21 protein-coding genes are annotated in these 16,435 nt (G+C 37.7%); 3 read left to right on the top strand and 18 right to left on the bottom strand.

Annotated features, from left to right (window positions below; all coding sequences use genetic code 11):
* On the top strand, positions 1 to 232 hold a 232-nt coding region (locus H6F45_RS09350), incomplete at its 5' end, for a hypothetical protein (RefSeq protein WP_199301782.1).
* Here the strand turns inward: H6F45_RS09350 and ctaD are convergent.
* The 3 genes from ctaD to H6F45_RS09335 form a co-directional block, all read right to left on the bottom strand.
* On the bottom strand, positions 205 to 1,899 hold the full coding sequence (ctaD, locus tag H6F45_RS09345; RefSeq protein ID WP_096569696.1) for a cytochrome c oxidase subunit I: 1,695 nt from the start codon (positions 1,897 to 1,899) through the stop codon (positions 205 to 207). The two genes, H6F45_RS09350 and ctaD, sit on opposite strands and share 28 nt — an antisense overlap.
* 94 nt (positions 1,900 to 1,993) lie before the next feature.
* Positions 1,994 to 3,070, bottom strand: coding sequence for a cytochrome c oxidase subunit II (locus H6F45_RS09340; protein ID WP_096569698.1), 1,077 nt, complete (start codon positions 3,068 to 3,070; stop codon positions 1,994 to 1,996).
* A 313-nt stretch (positions 3,071 to 3,383) separates the two neighbouring features.
* A complete protein-coding gene (locus H6F45_RS09335) occupies positions 3,384 to 3,536 on the bottom strand; it encodes a hypothetical protein (protein WP_190347025.1) in 153 nt (50 codons plus the stop codon).
* Between the two features lie 171 nt (positions 3,537 to 3,707).
* Between H6F45_RS09335 and H6F45_RS09330 the strand changes: the two genes are divergently transcribed.
* Positions 3,708 to 4,631, top strand: coding sequence for a heme A synthase (locus tag H6F45_RS09330; RefSeq protein WP_096569700.1), 924 nt, complete (start codon positions 3,708 to 3,710; stop codon positions 4,629 to 4,631).
* On the opposite strand, the gene H6F45_RS09325 is transcribed toward H6F45_RS09330, so the two are convergent.
* Positions 4,621 to 4,764, bottom strand: coding sequence for an alpha/beta hydrolase (locus H6F45_RS09325; protein ID WP_190347024.1), 144 nt, complete (start codon positions 4,762 to 4,764; stop codon positions 4,621 to 4,623). The genes H6F45_RS09330 and H6F45_RS09325 overlap by 11 nt on opposite strands.
* A 135-nt stretch (positions 4,765 to 4,899) precedes the next feature.
* On the opposite strand from H6F45_RS09325, the gene H6F45_RS09320 reads away from it, so the two are divergent.
* Positions 4,900 to 5,856 (top strand): heme o synthase, encoded by a 957-nt coding sequence (locus tag H6F45_RS09320; protein ID WP_096569704.1) that lies wholly within the window; start codon positions 4,900 to 4,902, stop codon positions 5,854 to 5,856.
* A gap of 421 nt (positions 5,857 to 6,277) precedes the next feature.
* On the opposite strand, the gene H6F45_RS09315 is transcribed toward H6F45_RS09320, so the two are convergent.
* The 14 genes from H6F45_RS09315 to H6F45_RS09250 form a co-directional block, all read right to left on the bottom strand.
* Positions 6,278 to 6,553 carry a Calvin cycle protein CP12 gene (locus H6F45_RS09315; RefSeq protein WP_096569706.1) on the bottom strand — a complete coding sequence of 92 codons (276 nt, stop codon included), beginning with the start codon at positions 6,551 to 6,553 and terminating at the stop codon, positions 6,278 to 6,280.
* Between the two features lie 375 nt (positions 6,554 to 6,928).
* Positions 6,929 to 7,234, bottom strand: a complete 306-nt coding sequence (locus H6F45_RS09310) for an XRE family transcriptional regulator (protein ID WP_187040912.1) — start codon at positions 7,232 to 7,234, stop codon at positions 6,929 to 6,931.
* The gene (locus H6F45_RS09305) at positions 7,231 to 7,749 is read right to left on the bottom strand and encodes a type II toxin-antitoxin system RelE/ParE family toxin (protein ID WP_347237722.1); all 519 of its coding nucleotides are present in this window, start codon (positions 7,747 to 7,749) and stop codon (positions 7,231 to 7,233) included. Before H6F45_RS09305 ends, H6F45_RS09310 begins: the two co-directional genes overlap by 4 nt.
* A 138-nt stretch (positions 7,750 to 7,887) precedes the next feature.
* Complete coding sequence (locus H6F45_RS09300; RefSeq protein ID WP_187040911.1) at positions 7,888 to 8,520, bottom strand: hypothetical protein; 633 nt, start codon at positions 8,518 to 8,520, stop codon at positions 7,888 to 7,890.
* A gap of 2 nt (positions 8,521 to 8,522) precedes the next feature.
* Entirely contained in the window at positions 8,523 to 9,557 is a 1,035-nt protein-coding gene (locus tag H6F45_RS09295; RefSeq protein WP_190347023.1) for an RAMP superfamily CRISPR-associated protein, read from the bottom strand.
* 8 nt (positions 9,558 to 9,565) lie between these two features.
* Positions 9,566 to 10,018, bottom strand: coding sequence for a hypothetical protein (locus tag H6F45_RS09290; protein WP_190347022.1), 453 nt, complete (start codon positions 10,016 to 10,018; stop codon positions 9,566 to 9,568).
* 17 nt (positions 10,019 to 10,035) lie between these two features.
* Entirely contained in the window at positions 10,036 to 10,962 is a 927-nt protein-coding gene (locus tag H6F45_RS09285; protein WP_190347021.1) for an RAMP superfamily CRISPR-associated protein, read from the bottom strand.
* Between the two features lie 23 nt (positions 10,963 to 10,985).
* Positions 10,986 to 11,612 carry a hypothetical protein gene (locus tag H6F45_RS09280; protein ID WP_190347020.1) on the bottom strand — a complete coding sequence of 209 codons (627 nt, stop codon included), beginning with the start codon at positions 11,610 to 11,612 and terminating at the stop codon, positions 10,986 to 10,988.
* A 14-nt stretch (positions 11,613 to 11,626) separates the two neighbouring features.
* Positions 11,627 to 11,812 carry a hypothetical protein gene (locus H6F45_RS09275; protein WP_096569724.1) on the bottom strand — a complete coding sequence of 62 codons (186 nt, stop codon included), beginning with the start codon at positions 11,810 to 11,812 and terminating at the stop codon, positions 11,627 to 11,629.
* Positions 11,802 to 12,179: a hypothetical protein gene (locus H6F45_RS09270; protein ID WP_137667162.1), complete on the bottom strand. Its 378-nt coding sequence runs from the start codon at positions 12,177 to 12,179 to the stop codon at positions 11,802 to 11,804. Before H6F45_RS09270 ends, H6F45_RS09275 begins: the two co-directional genes overlap by 11 nt.
* Positions 12,180 to 12,290: 111 nt before the next feature.
* Positions 12,291 to 13,139, bottom strand: coding sequence for a CRISPR-associated RAMP protein Csx7 (gene csx7 / locus H6F45_RS09265; RefSeq protein ID WP_137667163.1), 849 nt, complete (start codon positions 13,137 to 13,139; stop codon positions 12,291 to 12,293).
* Between the two features lie 24 nt (positions 13,140 to 13,163).
* The gene (locus tag H6F45_RS09260; RefSeq protein WP_190347019.1) at positions 13,164 to 13,730 is read right to left on the bottom strand and encodes a Uma2 family endonuclease; all 567 of its coding nucleotides are present in this window, start codon (positions 13,728 to 13,730) and stop codon (positions 13,164 to 13,166) included.
* Positions 13,731 to 13,798: 68 nt separating this feature from the next.
* Positions 13,799 to 15,115, bottom strand: a complete 1,317-nt coding sequence (locus H6F45_RS09255) for a TIGR02710 family CRISPR-associated CARF protein (protein ID WP_190347018.1) — start codon at positions 15,113 to 15,115, stop codon at positions 13,799 to 13,801.
* A gap of 142 nt (positions 15,116 to 15,257) precedes the next feature.
* A complete protein-coding gene (locus H6F45_RS09250) occupies positions 15,258 to 16,427 on the bottom strand; it encodes a DUF1887 family CARF protein (protein ID WP_190347017.1) in 1,170 nt (389 codons plus the stop codon).
* Between the last annotated feature and the right edge of the window lie 8 nt (positions 16,428 to 16,435).

The following is a 16,435-nucleotide window of genomic DNA, read 5'->3' as shown; positions in this document are numbered from 1 at the left end:
CACCAGTCACCAGTCACCAGTCACCAGTCACCAGTCCCCAGTCACCAGTCACCAGTCACCAGTCACCAGTCACCAGTCACCAGTCACCAGTCACCAGTCACCAGTCACCAGTCACCAGTCACCAGTCACCAGTCACCAGTCACCAGTCACCAGTCACCAGTCACCAGTCACCAGTCCCCAGTCACCAATCACCAATCACCTCATTTACACGCCAGACTCAATGGTGGGATAGGGTTCGTCTGGTTTAGCACTTAATACTTTACTGACATCAACATTTTTGTGTTTCACGCCGTAGTCGTAAGGACCAGTAGTTAAAACAGGCAGTTTCTCAAAATTCTCAATAGCTGGTGGTGAAGTTGTCATCCACTCTAGGGTAAGTCCGCGCCAAGGGTTATTAGGTGCTTTTTCACCATAGAACCAACTCCATACCGCATTGATGATGAAGGGTAATGTGGAAATGGCGAGAATATAAGCTCCATAGGTGCAGATTTCATTCAAAGTGGTAAATTTAGGGTCATATTGGGCAACACGGCGATTCATACCCATCATTCCTAGTTTGTGCATGGGTAAGAAAGACATATTTAAACCCACAATGGTTAAGGCAAAATGAACCTTACCCCAAAATTCGTTCATCATCCGCCCTGTCATTTTCGGAAACCAGTGATAGATAGCGGAGAAAATACCTAACACACTACCACCAAACAGGACATAGTGGAGGTGGGCAACAACAAAATAGGTGTCGTGAACGTGAATATCAAAGGGAACGGATGCCAACATTACACCACTGACACCACCCATAACGAATGTACCCACAAAACCCATAGCAAACAACATGGGGGTATTGAGTTCAATTTTGCCTCCCCACATAGTTGCTAACCAACTAAAGATTTTGATCCCCGTGGGTACAGCGATGATCATGGTGGTGATCATAAAGAACATCCGCAACCAGCCGGGAATACCACTGGTAAACATATGGTGCGCCCAGACGATTAAACCTAAAAAGCTGATAGCCAAAGAAGAATAGGCGATCGCCTTATAACCAAATATCGGTTTCCGCGCATGAACTGGGATAATTTCCGAAATTGCCCCAAAGAAAGGCAAAATCATGATATACACCGCTGGGTGAGAGTAAAACCAGAACATATGCTGGTAAACTACCGGATCACCGCCACCGGTGGGATTAAAAAATGTAGTCCCTGCTAATAAGTCAAAAGATAGGAGAATTAACGCCCCGGCGAGAACTGGTGTAGATAGCAATACTAAAGCCGAAGTTGCTAACATCGCCCAACAAAACAAAGGCATTTGATGGACTCCCATACTGGGAACACGCATTTTTAAGAGGGTGACAATAAAATTAATCGCCCCCAAAATTGACGATGTACCCAACAACAGGACGCTAATGATCCAGATCGCTTCACCCACTTGGCCTGTTACCAAACTGAGGGGAGGGTAAGAAGTCCAACCAGCATCTGGGGCATCACCCACAACCAAACTAGCGATCAGTAATAGACCGGCTGGGGGGATCATCCAAAAAGCCACCGCATTTAAACGAGGAAACGCCATATCCCTAGCCCCGATCATCAGCGGGATGAGATAGTTAGCAAAACCCGCCCCTGCTGGCACGATCCACAAAAAGATCATGATCGTGGCGTGGAGTGTAAACAAGCTGTTATAAACTTCCGGGGTGACAAAATCCACCTCTGGGGTGCGTAATTCTGTCCGCACCAAATCAGCCATTACTCCGCCAATACAGTAAAAAATAAAGGATGTAACCAGATATTGAATACCGATTACTTTATGGTCGGTATTAAAGGTGAAAAATTCCCACCACTTTCTTACCCCTGGTTCTTCCTGGAGGTGAGAAATATTGGTAGTTTCTTGTAATTTTGCTTGGGTCATAGTTTTTTAAAAGGAGATCAAGGAGTCAGGAGATCCAGGAGTCAGAAGTCAGAAAAAAGATAAATATTCCCAGTCACCAGTCACCAGTCCCCAGTCATCTGTGTAAATGCAGCATTTCTGGATGAATGCCCATTTCTTGGATGTAGGGGGCGAGAAATTCATCTACTGTCATATCTGCTGGGTTCATGGCCACAGCTTGATTTAAGTTGTCTTTACTGGCTACTAGCTGTTCTTGCATCCAACTATCAAAAGCCTCTTGGGACTCTACTATTACTTGAGTTTGCATTGCGCCGTGGTATGGTCCACAGAGTTCCGCACACACTACAGTATAAGTACCTTCTTTTCTGGGTGTAAAACGAACTTCTGTTTGTCTACCGGGGATCACATCTTGTTTGAGGCGAAATTCTGGCACCCAAAAAGCATGAATGACATCGTTGGCGCTCATGTTCAGTTCTACTTCTTGGCCGATGGGAACATGAAGTTCTCCCACTGTCACCTCTGTATCTGGGTAGGTGAACAACCAAGCATATTGTAGGGCAGAGACGTTAACAACTAACTGCGGCGCTTGTCCTTCTTTTTCCCGACTTGCGCCCAAGGTGGGAGCGACACTACCCACACCAGGAGCATTTTGCATTTGGGAAATTTCTGTATTACGAACTGCTGGGGTGCCTGGATCTTCCATAGCAGCGTCAAATTTTTCTTGATTCAGATTTGGTTTTGTGCTGCCAGGTGTATCGCTTAAAGTGGCAGCAATAGCAGTTCCCGCCATGGACATTGATTCTTCCATGATTGGTGCTTCATGGACTGAATGGGGATTTAATCCACCAATTTGGTTGTACACATCAAAGCTGTAAACGGAAATGCCAATAACGATAATTGCTGGGATCGCTGTCCAGAGTATTTCTAAAGGTACATTACCTTCAATTGGTGGACCATCTTCGGTGTCACCTGGACGGCGACGGTATTTTAAGACAGAGTAGAGTAAAACGCCTTCAACTATGAGAAATATTCCTATGGAGACGGTCAACATAGCACTAAATAGACCATCTATCAATACGGCTTCATCTGCTGCGGCTGCGGGTAACAGCCCGTGATTTTGACCGTACCAAAGACTGACCAGGGTTAGCACGATGCCTATGATTAGTGTCCAGATCGAACTTGGAATTTTCACGGCTTAACTTAATGGAATTAACTACGTTGATTTCACAGTAACTCACTTACTAAGGTAGTGCAGGGTTGGGTATCTTGACTCTCAATGTCTGAAATTTTTATTAAATTTTTTAACTATGTCGCTAATCTTGAGTAAAGGTATCCATAGTCATTTTGTCAAGAATAAATGATAATTTAAAGCCAAATTTAAGGAAAATTTTAGAAAATTGCCAGTGAAATTTCAATAAATGTCAACAATTAATTATTGCTATCTTAAAAAATGCCTAAATCTTACAGCGAAAAGTTGTGTTGGTGATTCAAAGTATAAGGTAACGTCAATTTTTCAACCCTAGTTCATAAGTTAGGGTGGAGATAGGTGACTGGTGACTGGGGACTGGGGACTGGGGACTGGGGACTGGGGACTGGTGACTGGGGACTGGGGACTGGGGACTAGTGACTGGGGACAGAAAGTAAAAAGCAAAAAGCAAAAGTTAATATTCTCCCCCTGCACCCTGCACCCTGTCCCCCTGCTTCTTCTTCCCCTGCCTCCCGATCTCCCCACATCTCCATTTCCCAACGGTTCAACTCTCGCAATTTAGGTCAATAGACAATTTTAAGAAGCTCTACCTCAAGCGGTGATAAAGTATCAGGTATCGTTGATGAACGAATTTGTCCTAGAACAACAAAATGAAGCGGCCGCACCACAAAACAGCCCCAAGGAAGTGATTCGTCGCTTGGTGTGGAAAATTTGCATAGCTACTTTAATTTTGATGGCTATAGGCAGTGCCACCCGCGTGATGAATGCTGGTCTTGCTTGTCCAGACTGGCCTTTGTGTTATGGGGAATTAGTGCCGGCTAAACAAATGAATCTCCAGGTTTTCTTGGAGTGGTTTCACAGATTAGATGCAGCTTTGATTGGCTTTAGCGCGATCGCCTTAGCTGGTTTATCCTGGTGGCATCGTCGGGTTTTACCTCACTGGTTGCCTTGGGCTGCAACTTTTGCTTTGTTTTTAATTGTCTTCCAAGGGATTTTAGGAGGACTTACCGTTACCGAATTGTTGCGGTTTGATATTGTGACTGCCCATTTGGGAACGGCGTTATTATTTTTCACTACCCTTTTAGTCATTGGTACGGCACTTAGCCCTTATCAAGGTACGGGAACTGTAGGAAAACTGCCTTGGTTGGGTTTGGTTGCTGCGGTTTTGGTTTATCTGCAAAGTTTACTCGGCGCTTTGGTAGGCTCTCGCTGGGCTTTGCATCAGTGTTTTGCTGGGGATCAACTTTGTGGTGTGATGTATAGCCACATTTTTGGTTTAGTACCACCAACGTTAGCAATTTTAGCTGTTGTCTTAATTTCCTGGCGTACACCTGCTTTACATCCTGCTTTACGAAAATTGGCAAATATGGCAGGTGGGTTATTGATTTTACAACTGCTGTTAGGTGTTGCCACCTTCCGGTTACATCTACAAGTCGAACCTCTCACCGTAACTCACCAAGCTGTCGGTGCTACTTTGTTGGGTACTTTGGTGGTATTTACGGTTTTAGCTTTGCGTGACAGCACGGTTAGTCATGCTAATGGGTAATTGGTAATGGGTAATTGGTAATGGGTAATTGGTAATGGGTAATGGGTAATTGGTAATTGGTAATTGGTAATTGGTAATTGGTAATGGGTAGTTGGGTAATGGCTAATGGGTGATTAATCGTCCCAGTCCCCAATCACCAGTCCCCAATCACCAGTCCCCAATCACCAGTCCCCAGTCACCAGTCCCCAATCACCAGTCCCCAGTCACCAATCCCCAATCACCAGTCCCCTCAGTTATTAACAAATTTAAGCAAAGAGAGAGAGCTAACATGATTGAGACTAATGTCTCTCGTCGCCACCATGATTCATTTTTTCAGGTGATTCAAAGTTATTATCAGCTAACTAAGCCCCGGATTATTCCGTTGCTTTTGATTACAACGGCTGGTAGTATGTGGATTGCTGCTAAAGGGCAAGTTAATCCTTGGCTATTGTTAGTAACGCTGCTTGGTGGTACTTTGGCTGCTGCCAGCGCCCAAACAATTAATTGTATCTATGACCGCGATATAGATTATGACATGGAAAGGACGCGCCATCGTCCTATGCCTTCTGGTAGGGTGCAGCCTCGTGATGCGTTGATTTTTGCGATCGCTCTGGCTGTGGGTTCTTTTACTCTCTTGGCTGTTTTCGCCAATCTCTTGGCTGCACTTTTAGCATTTTCTGGTATCGTTTTTTATGTCTTGGTCTATACCCATTGGCTAAAACGCCACAGCACTCAAAATATTGTGATTGGTGGTGCTGCGGGTGCGATTCCAGCTTTGGTTGGTTGGGCTGCGGTGACAGATACTTTAAGTTGGGCAGCTTGGTTAATTTTTGCCATTGTCTTTTTATGGACTCCGCCTCATTTCTGGGCTTTGGCGTTGATGATTCGGGATGATTACGCAAAAGTAGGGATTCCGATGTTACCTGTGGTTGCAGGTGATAAAGCCACAGTGAGGCAAATTTGGTTTTACACGGTAATTACTGTAACTTCTACTGTGCTGCTATTTTATCCTTTACACGCTAGTGGTATTGTGTATGTGGTAATTGCTTTGACTTTGGGTGGGGTATTTGTCCATAAGTCTTGGCGGTTGTTACAAAACCCAGAGGATAAAACTGTTGCTAGGGAGTTGTTTCTATATTCCATCTCTTACATGATGTTGCTGTGTTTGGGGATGGTGGTTGATAGTTTACCAATTACTCATCATCTTGTGAGTACAATTCTTACTCAGTTGCATTTGCTTGGTTAAGAAATTTACACAAATAAATGCAACGAAAAAGCGATCGCATTTCTGAGTTTTGGGGGTGCGATCGCTTTTTTTAGGTGACTGGGGACTGGGGACTGGGGACTGGGGACTGGGGACTGGGGACTGGGAAGATGGATAACCTAATTACCAATTACTCATTCCTAGTCTCTGACTAGAACACCGATTCATTAATCGTAAGGGCGAAGCATTCGGGTGATAACCTATCGCTGAAACCATTGATATTCTGTCCGAATGCTTCGCCCCTACAAGACGTTCTAGGAATGCTATGATAGAGTCTCTGACTCTAATTTTACTCAAGGCAGAGCCTTTAATAATTCATTCCCATACAGAGTATGGGAACGAGAAATAACGAGAAATATTTATCGTACCCAGTCACCAGTCACCAATCATCAATCACCAATTTTTACAAATCGTAAATTAAACACTCTAGGGCATCTGGATACATTTCACAGTAGCTTTCTAGGGATGTTTGACGATGTTTTGCTTGTTGTTGATGGGCTTTTTCGGCTTGCAATTCTTCGACGATATCCCAAGCTACTGCACAGTTAGGGGAATTAATACCATTTTGATCACAAACTTCTCTGGCTTCGGCAATAGCGTCTAGTATTGCTTGTTCAATGGTTTTTTCTTGTTTTTTTTCGGAGTTGTTTGCAGCGTTAACTCCGTTGCAGGTTGTCATGATACTTTCACCTTTTTTCGAGTGAGATAAAGATTGATATGGGGGTAATAAGGGATATCAATTAATTCTGATTCTGATGGTGATATCCTCTGAAAACTTCATCAAGCAGTATTGGCTCAACTCTGATTAATGTTAACAATTTAAAGAGATTTTTTTAGTTAATTATTATACTGTTTTTGTGGTTGAGATTTAATCCCCTTGCGGGGAAGTGGTGATAACTGAAACAACTGTTCAATCACCATACTAGAGGCGTGTTTCAATCCCCTTGCGGGGGAAAACTTAAACTCTCTAGTATCAATAAACAATAGCTTGACATGAAAAAAAAGTCAAGCTATTGATGAGGGTAATTTTTGTGAATTAACTGTGAATTAACTATTACTCAAATTGAGCAAGAGTAATTTCTTCATTGGGAAAATGAGCTACTATTTTGAGATTACCACCAAGAGCTTTGATATAACGAGAAAGAGTGGAAATTTGAATATCCTCTTGGTTCTCTAATTCAGCAGTAGTAGCTTCAAAATTGTTGAAGTCTGCTTCTATTTCCTCTGGTTTCAGTCCTAGAGACTCTTGTAGTTCTAAGAGAGTAAGATGGAGTGACATCAGTTTGGCGCGAGTTTTATTTTTTGCTCGGCGTTCAGGTGTCATTTGTTTGCGTAATTCGCTGAAAGGTTTTGTCTTCATATTAATCCTTCATCTTCAAGCTCTTGTATGTATTCGTCATAGAGCTTGTCAGCTTTTCGTATATTCTCTACATACCAACGGTCGTTACCTGTTTTGTTACCACCTAGAAGTAGTATTGCAGTTCTACGAGGATCAAAAGCATACAAAATTCGGTATGGTTGTCCTTTATGCTGTATACGAAGTTCTCGCATATGTTGATGACGAGAACCGTTAATAGCAGAACTGTATGGAGCGCCAAGATTTAGTCCTCTTTCTTCAAGTAACTCTACTACTGCATCTATGGAGTCTTGAGTACCTTCATCCAGTTCTTCATACCATTCCCCAAACTCATTTATATACTCTACTGGGTATGTCATGTTTTTCTGTATCCTATTCTCTAAAAACGTCGTGCTGTCTGCTGGTTGAAAAGTTGATTCAGTCGCTATGCTGTGTGTTGTTTGAAAAGTTGGTTCAGTTGCTTTAGCGAATGTTGGAGGCGTTGAGCCTAGTAATATAAATTGGTTAAACTTGTACATACATTTTTACTGGATTAGTAGAATACATACACCAAAAAGCGAAATTTTGGGTATAGATTCTATGTTACAACCTTTACCCAAAATAGTGTAATAAAAAAAGGATTCTCGTTTAGTAAATATCCTTTATGATCTAAATATTTATTCTATAACTCTTTTTACTTTTCTGATACACGAGCCTTGACATTTTTCAATTTTTACTTTTACTACATCACCTATAGACAGATTAACTTCTTGTTTATTCACTTCCTCATCTGGTTGACAATCAGAACCTTCAATTTGATAAGTTATTATGGTTCTTAATTTAGTCTTTTTACCAGATTGAACGTGCTGTTTGTCAATTTTTATTACTGTTGCTTCTACAATTTCACCGATTTTGAATTTATCTTCAACTATTGGTTTTGCAATTTGCACAGCAGGTACTTTAATTTCCCCCACAGGAACACCTGCATCTTTGTAATATCGCATTAAGCGAGATACCCAACCTAAAATTTGCAGGATGGTATGAGCATCACTGTTATTTTTGAAATACTGACTACAGGTAATTTCTATGTTGCGATAATATCCCAGGGTTTTACCACTATGTCCGATTTGTTTACCATCTTTAACCAAGGTTTTGAGGTATGTTAAAAATCGGGATGTAGCATCAGATTTATCAATGATTGTCCGCAGATATGCAAGGATTTTACCTACTTCATTGACATCTGTATCTTCTTGGACTAAAGTTTGTGCGATCGCATGAGCAATTTCCCATTGTCCATCTGTTAAACTCATAATTAATACATTCCTTCTGGTGGTAATCTATCACTGGGATAACGTAAAATAGCCGCAAGTTCTTCTAGTTGCTGTTTTTGAATCAAGCGTGAATGTGCAATTTGAATATATTTCTGGATAAATTGCACTAATTTCACTCCAGTTAATTCATCATCTTCACTAATTTCATAAGTTGAATAACGCTGTTTTAGATTTTGTGGTTGATTGATTTTATCTACATTTACTGTCATTGTTCCCATTCCAATAGGTTTACCACCTCCTACTTTTAAAGCAATGGGATATTTTTTATCTTGTCCTAAAACAATTAATAATGTTCCTAATTCTTCAGGAAGTAAATTTTTAAATTGTATTTCTGTTGTAAATGTATATTCTCTTCCTGCTTGTTGTACAGAAATTCCTTCTTTTTGTCCTTTATCAATCGCTTTAGAAGTATTAAAATAAAACTTTCTTCCAGCTACTTTACCATTAATAAAGTATGCCTTACTTTGGTCTGGACGAGGACGATATAAAGAAGGCATAAATCCTGTGGAAAAACTGACTATTTCACAATGAGCATCATTAAATTCTATCAAACCTTGCCAATCTAATGCACCAAATACCCGACTAGCAGGACAAAGTTTTTCTTTATTTTTACAAGATAAACGTTCTGGAGGAATTTTATCTTTATATCTAGATGTAATTACGGGTAAGGTGCTATTAGTAATTGCTTCATATACAGAACGAATGCAACCTTTTAAAGAACTTCCTTGAATTGATAATTTATTATCAACTCCTTGCACCATTGTTTTAATTAGGGAAATTTTTGTCCCAATATCGCTACCTAAAACTACTGCACCTGTGGAAACATGAAGGGGTGTTTGCACTTTTAAAGTCAGGTAAAGTGTACCGTGCAAACGATTTTGATCATATTTATGATGTCCATAGGGACGCTGTAAGTTAGGTCTGTCTTTGGGAAATGATACAAAATTATAAGGTTTGGCATTTTCTGACTGAGATGCACTTTTAGGAATTGGTTTTTTCGGTGGTTGGTAAGTCATGTTTATGATTATAATGTGAGTGCTACAAAATGAACTGTTGCAGTTGTTTGATCTAGAAAATATCGTTGTTTTATTTCTAGATGTTTGGGATAATTAAAACCTTTAGGAAAGCGGGTTTCTGTAGATGGATAAAAATACGCATTTCTTTCTTCTATTTGCCATTCTTTTTCTAATGGTTTAAATTCTGAATTTGCACCATTCATACTTAAAAGTAAAACTTCATAAGTATTATCTTTTTTGTATTTCCATCTTAGTTCAAATTGATCATTAAACATTTGTCCTTCTAACATAGGAAATTGAAATTGATCACTAATTGAGTTTTTCTGCAATTTATTAATTCCACTGACTCTATGAGTCCAACGTAGAAAATAATAGGTATTATCTGTGATTGATTTATTGATTAATTCTAATAAATGCTCAACAGATACAGGATGTTCTTTATATCCGATAAAAGCTGTCATTTTGCACCTAATTAAACCTAAACTAATACTTGACTCCAAGACCTAACACCACGTTCAAATAAATCATTAACTGTTCTTTCTTGCCAAGTTAATTCTACACCAAATCCTAAAGCCATTTCTTGAGCAGCAACAGGTGTATCTTGACTATCTTTGTCAGGGAAACCATAAGATTTTGCATCATTTTCGGTTAAAAATTCACCTACACCTAATAAAAAAGTATTTCGCCATTTTTTGTTAGTACCGAAAGCGCAGATTTCTTGTTTATCTTCTGATAAAATACAACCAGGATATTGAACAACGGCTTTATTTAGTTGGATTTTTACAGTTCCTAAACCACGAGATTTAGCAAAACCTAAACCAAACCAACCATCGTTTAAATCACGCAATACTAAACCAATTAAACCTAACTGTGCTAAGGTGAAGTTTTTTAAATGTAGTTTAGTTTTAAATTCTCCCGCAGTGCAGACTTGATAATTAAATGGACCGACAGCAACAGAACCAAATACTCTATCTATTGCTACACCGTTTCTTTCTTCGGTTCTTACTGGTTTTGATTTTTCTGGATAAGCATCTTCTATTCTGAGTCTACTTGCAATAGAAGTATTACCAAACATTTGATCAGTAAATGATGATTGTTTATAGATTTCATGACTTGATAAGTTTTTAGGTAAATAATCACCTTTCATTGGATCACTTGCCCAAAGTTTTTGGGTATTATTATCACCTCCTACTGTTCTGACAATACGTTCAGCATGGGCGCGAATTGCACCTTTTAAACTGCTTCCGGGTAAGTATATAGTACGTCCTCCAGCGTGATAGGTTTCCACAAATTCCATGTCTGGTTTTGTGGGATCTGCACCTTCTTTTCCAGATTTTATCAGAATTGGACTATCGGGAATGATGGTTAAATCTATGGTGCAATGATTTACGAATTTTTTGTGCATAATGTTAATTGATTCAGGTAAATTTAAGCAGCAGATAAAACTAAATTATTTAACTGTAATTCAGATTGTTGAAATACGAAATTAACAGCAGCAAATAATTTATCTAGTTCTTGAATTGTGTAATAAGTGCTATTTCTAGTAAAAACCTCATTTTCTAATTTTCCAAATTGCCATGTTATTCCATTAGAAACAATCCCCAAAATAATTATTTGATGTTCTCCATTTAATCTTTGAGCAGCGATCATTTCTGCTAAACATTGCGTCCATCCTGCTTCAAAGTTATCTTGTTTAGCTTCTACTAAAATGAAATAGGGTTTGTCAAAGACAACTTTACCTAAAGGGGAGCGTTTAGCTAAAATATATTCAGGAAAGCCTGATAATTTCTCATCATAGTTTAATGATTGATGACTCCATAAAATAAAATGTTGCCGGTAGATTTTCCAAACTTCTTTGAGAACGGGATAAATAAGATTTTCACAAATAGCAAATTCTGAATTATCAACAACTGCATCCCGCATCATTAATTCTAAATCTTCGCGGAAGTAGTTAGAAATATTAAAGGCAATTTCGCTGATAAAATTGGCTTCGGTATAGGTAACTTGAAAAGCTTTGAGGACTTCACCGATGGTTTTGTAATTACTGAAAGCCATTTTTTGACCTCTTATTAAAGATAATATAGTTTTTGTGTAATTAATAATTGACGCGATCGCACTCTGCTGGCAGTATTAAACATCAGTAAACGTGATGTAGCTTCACCAATAGAAGTAATACCAATGATTTCTCCATTTTTTATAGTAAAGTGTTCTGTCCAAATTTGTAAACGATTAGCAGAAATTAAATTATTGGTCATTTTTCATCATACTGTAAGCTCTAGCTTTACTTAAAATCATTAATTGATCTAATTGTTCATAAACTTCTAATTCGCTATTTTCTAATTCAGAAATTGTCCCCATACGGCTTTTTTCTAATAAAGTTTCCAATCTGTTTTGTGCTTGATTTGAAACTTTAAATTTGGCTATTTGTTCTGGGGTTGGTTGTTGAATTAAAAAGTCTAAGACCTCAGTATAAGTTGTTGGTAGATCACTGGAATCGGCTAAGGTTAATGGTTCTGGTGTATGGGATTCTATCAGTTGTGAAAGTAGTTCTGGAAGACGATGTAATATTGGTTGTAATCGGTTAGCTAATTCATCTGGTACTTGTATTGTTAGTTGTGCCATTTTGATTAATAATGATGATGTTTATTTTTATGTTAACTCCATTTGGGTGAGATGGGGAAGTTTACAAGATTAATTTTGATGCGTTTATCTGTAACGCACTCTACGGAAGATTTAAGCTGTTGTTTGGGTTGCATCTTTTTGAGATATTTGTTTGTTTAAATGATCAATTAATTGATGTACCCATTCATCTCTATAATCTGCTGCATCTTCATAAGCGGTTTCATCTCCCATAACTAATTTTTGAAGATATTGCAACATAAATTTTGGATCGTCTTCAACATCAACCCAGCGCATTTTTTCTATATTTAGTTTAACAACTCCTAAACCGCGAGAACGTCCACCACCAAGGGGAATTTGTTCGGTTTCAAATTGGTGTAACCCAATCATTAATAATCCTAGTTCCCAAGGTTCTGCATTTTCAACTATGGCATGAAATTGAAATTCTGTACTTGCTGGTACTACTTGAAAATCGTAGAGTTTACCATCTGCGGCGGTTTCTGTGTCTCTATCAATTGCTACTCCGTCTCTTTCTTGATATTGTCCAAACCAGGTGTTAGGTACTACGTTTAAATCTCTGATTTGAAATTTACTTGCTATCCAAGGTGAACCAAAGAGGCGAGAGATTAAATCTGTCATTTCTAACAAATTTTCTGTTAATTGAAAGTCATTATCTTTGTATTTATCTTTTAAATATTTAACCTCATTGTTTCTAGTTGTAGTTGTGAAATCTGCGGGATCTTCTGCCAAACTGGGATCAATTCCTCTGAGGAAACTTTCAAGACGGGATCTTAAAGCACCTTTAAAGCTAGAACCGGGGATTAATGGTTGTCCTAATGCGTCTTTGATGACGGGTAAATCTGTGCCGATGGGTTCGGTGGAACGTCCCGCACTTATGCGTAATGCGGTGATTGTTGTGAGTTTTCCGGTGATTTCTAGGCGGTTTTTGAATGTGTCGAACATAATAATTATACCACTTATAGTTAATTAATTGAGACGGAGACAACTAAATATGTCCTCAACAGATATTTCCCATGCTGTTAAAGAATTTAAAACAGGTAAAAAGTCTTGATTTTGCTTAACTTCTGGTAGTTGATGGGGTAAAAAAGTCATGATTAAACGTTCTTGAGGGTCAATAAGCCAGCCTAATTCTGTACCATGTTTTAAGCAAAATAAAATATTGTTAATTACACGGGTTGAACTTTGTTCTGGTGATAAAATTTCAATTGTCCAATTAGGAGGAATTGTAAATTCATTTTGAATTTCTCCATTATTATCAAGGGGAATTAATTCCCACTTAAAAATACTGATATCTGGAACAAGAGAACGACCTGCAAAGGTGCAACGCAGTTCTGTAAATGCACGAGCTATTTTTTTAGGTATGCTAATTTGATTAATAGCAGGTGCTAAAAATGTTTGTATGGCGCTGTGTTTACCTTTAGGCATGGGTTTTTGGTAGATGTTACCATCAATATATTCACTCGCTGGTTTTGTTTCTGGTAGTTTGAGGAAGTCTGTTAAGGAGATTAAAGTGGAGACGGGAGTGGAGGTCATAGTTTTAGAAACTATACAGTAGGACTAAATAAATTTATTCTGTGAACATTATAGACTTAATCAAGGGATTAAATTTCTAGGTCAGTTGGAAATTGAGGAGGTTGTATTTGTGGTTTATTGCTGACTACAGAACTGATGGCAGATTTAATGAAGTTAACAAATACTTCGCTGACATTTTCATAGTCAGTGCTAGTAATTGGCTTAAATCCATGAGCAAATAATGAGTTATTTCTAACTTCTAAAGCATTGATGATTTTATTAGCATTTTCTAGGTATATTTTACCTATAGGATCATCAGGAAGTTCACTTAAAAGATCATAGCTACTTCTTAAAGCTATTTGGATTTTTCCCTTGACATTAGAACGTTTTTTCTCATATTTATCCCGTAAATTTTCTGGTAATTTCGCAGTATCAATATCACCTGTTTTCATACCATAGGTTTTCAACAACCGAATTTGAGCTAATAATTCCAAAGCTCTATAAAGTCTTCCTACTGCATCATCATAACGTTGTTGTTCAGCGCGTCTTTCTGCATTTAATATTAAATCTTGAACTATTTCATAACCATTTCCTTCTGTACCATTACTAGAATCAAATTTTTCATCTATTTGTCCTCTACTATTAATTACTCGTTTGAGAAATAGAACTAGATTCCTAATAACTGGATTTTTCATTTGAGGTTCTAATAACTCTAAAGCATCTCTATGTTCAAATCTATCCCAAGCATCTAAACCTGAACAACAAGCATATAAAGTTTGGATTTGTCGTTTAATATCAGATGGTAATGCCATTGATGATAAAAGACGTTTTAGTTGTGCGATCGCTGCTGGATAGTTGTACTGTTGTAGGAAAATAGGTAAAAATTGTTCTAGAGTCCGTTGTACAACTACAGGTGCTACTGTTGCTTGTCCTGTTAATTCTCCTCGTTCAACTTTAATAATATTTGTGCGGACGGCTGTAGTTACATATAATGTAAGTTGATAATCCACAGATGCCATTGCTAAACCTACAGACATGGATTTAGTACCACCTGTATAATCAGCCATCATTTGAGCATCTGCAACAGTTTCCTGAATCTTCTGAATACATAATGATGCTTTCAGATAGCATTCTGATAAATCATCTGGTTCTTCAATCAAGATTACATCTCTATCTGGTTGAAATTTATCACCTAGTCCTATTTGTGTAGGAATATTGGGCAACTTTTCAATTACTTCTGTTCCGCGTCTTACTTCACAAGGTGTTCCGCTTCCTATTACTTGCGATTTACTACCTTTGGGACCATCAGAACAAAGAAAAACCACTCGATCTGGTTGCAATTCACGAATAGCGGTGATGATAGGTTGATGAGAACCACCGACTGTAATAAAAAGAATTTTCGGCATGATTTAATTTTCTCCTGATCAATGAATTGTTAAAATGATTAATGATTTAATTAAGCTATTAAAGCTGTGTGTTACCGGCTAAGATAACCAAGACAAAGTAGATAAAGTTGAGTTAAATGTAAATGAGATATTATTTATTGATTTAACGCCTTAAATACGTAGGATCTTGCATTTCTTTAGTCAAAATCTCAGTTATATTCATGAGTTTATCACCTGATACAACTACCACTTTATTATTTTTCGCTGTATTTATAAATTCTTCATCTATATCATACTCGCTTGTTATGAATATCTTCACACAGTAATTAGATCCCAATTTATCAGCCTTTGATACAAGGTCATACAAATCTTTAGATTTTAATTTTCCACCAGTTTTACACTCACAAATCATAGCATTAGCACTATTTAAACAAAAGACATCTATTTCACCTCTATAGTTATCAATTGTCACGCCTATTTCTACAGAATCAAATTTACACAATTTAGCAGAAGAATATACAAATACTTCTAACCAGCCACCCGCTATGAAAGAATAATTCTCCTTCGTTTCAATTCTGAATTTTATATTTCCATTTAATTTCTGCAATTTACTGAGCAACGATAAACTTTCTAATTTTTGCAAAAATCCTTCTAAATCACTAATTGATACACCTAATTTCGTAAATTCTGTTTCATTTATATTAAATCCTTTTGGTGCTGTTTTAATAGTATCTGCATCTCCAGAATTTTTGCGGATTACATAAAGAATTTTTCTTGCAATTTCAAGATTATCTACTATATATTGTGCTGTATTCTCTATATATCTTTCACAAACTAATTGCCGTCTAAATATGTTAAGTCCATACATAGCGACATAATTTTCTACGGTTAATCGCTTATTAAATGATAAAGGTTGTCTACCAAAAACTAATGGAATAATCTGTGATTGATCGGTGTTAACACTAAAAACCAATACGTCTTTAAATTTTTCCTGAACATAGCTATAAACTGAAATAGCCATAGTTTGAGGAACTGATGTCAAGTTTACATATTTTATTTGTTTGACATCTTGACAAAGTTTTTTAGTAGCCATATACACTTCATCAAATTTATTAGGATCAACAGTTATGACATCAGTTTCATTATTAAAAATTAAGTCTTGTCGGTTCTGTTTTATGACAGTTTCTACATTTTTTTGATATTGTAAATATTGTCCTCCTTTACACAATATAAACTTAATTTTATCAACTTCATCGAGAAATTGAAGAACTCCTGCAACGGTTGGAACAGCACTCCGTCCTCCAATTAAAACTAGCATTACTTTTTCCGACATATTTCAAT

Origin of the sequence: Sphaerospermopsis sp. FACHB-1194 (genome assembly GCF_014696235.1) — a bacterium.
GTDB classification, from domain to species: domain Bacteria; phylum Cyanobacteriota; class Cyanobacteriia; order Cyanobacteriales; family Nostocaceae; genus Sphaerospermopsis; species Sphaerospermopsis kisseleviana.
The sequence above is the reverse complement of the archived record's forward strand: the minus strand, read 5'-3'. Positions and strand labels throughout refer to the sequence as shown.

Bases quoted from the DNA above. Each gene is read 5' to 3' on its own strand.
- H6F45_RS09290 (WP_190347022.1), bottom strand. From the start codon at position 10,018: ATGACAGCTTTTATCGGATATAAAGAACATCCTGTATCTGTTGAGCAT.
- H6F45_RS09285 (WP_190347021.1), bottom strand. From the start codon at position 10,962: ATGCACAAAAAATTCGTAAATCATTGCACCATAGATTTAACCATCATT.
- H6F45_RS09305 (WP_347237722.1), bottom strand. From the start codon at position 7,749: ATGTACAAGTTTAACCAATTTATATTACTAGGCTCAACGCCTCCAACA.
- H6F45_RS09275 (WP_096569724.1), bottom strand. From the start codon at position 11,812: ATGACCAATAATTTAATTTCTGCTAATCGTTTACAAATTTGGACAGAA.
- H6F45_RS09260 (WP_190347019.1), bottom strand. From the start codon at position 13,730: ATGACCTCCACTCCCGTCTCCACTTTAATCTCCTTAACAGACTTCCTC.
- H6F45_RS09250 (WP_190347017.1), bottom strand. From the start codon at position 16,427: ATGTCGGAAAAAGTAATGCTAGTTTTAATTGGAGGACGGAGTGCTGTT.
- csx7 (WP_137667163.1), bottom strand. From the start codon at position 13,139: ATGTTCGACACATTCAAAAACCGCCTAGAAATCACCGGAAAACTCACA.
- H6F45_RS09295 (WP_190347023.1), bottom strand. From the start codon at position 9,557: ATGACTTACCAACCACCGAAAAAACCAATTCCTAAAAGTGCATCTCAG.
- H6F45_RS09270 (WP_137667162.1), bottom strand. From the start codon at position 12,179: ATGGCACAACTAACAATACAAGTACCAGATGAATTAGCTAACCGATTA.
- H6F45_RS09310 (WP_187040912.1), bottom strand. From the start codon at position 7,234: ATGAAGACAAAACCTTTCAGCGAATTACGCAAACAAATGACACCTGAA.
- H6F45_RS09300 (WP_187040911.1), bottom strand. From the start codon at position 8,520: ATGAGTTTAACAGATGGACAATGGGAAATTGCTCATGCGATCGCACAA.
- H6F45_RS09255 (WP_190347018.1), bottom strand. From the start codon at position 15,115: ATGCCGAAAATTCTTTTTATTACAGTCGGTGGTTCTCATCAACCTATC.
- H6F45_RS09320 (WP_096569704.1), top strand. From the start codon at position 4,900: ATGATTGAGACTAATGTCTCTCGTCGCCACCATGATTCATTTTTTCAG.
- H6F45_RS09330 (WP_096569700.1), top strand. From the start codon at position 3,708: ATGAACGAATTTGTCCTAGAACAACAAAATGAAGCGGCCGCACCACAA.
- H6F45_RS09280 (WP_190347020.1), bottom strand. From the start codon at position 11,612: ATGGCTTTCAGTAATTACAAAACCATCGGTGAAGTCCTCAAAGCTTTT.
- ctaD (WP_096569696.1), bottom strand. From the start codon at position 1,899: ATGACCCAAGCAAAATTACAAGAAACTACCAATATTTCTCACCTCCAG.
- H6F45_RS09315 (WP_096569706.1), bottom strand. From the start codon at position 6,553: ATGACAACCTGCAACGGAGTTAACGCTGCAAACAACTCCGAAAAAAAA.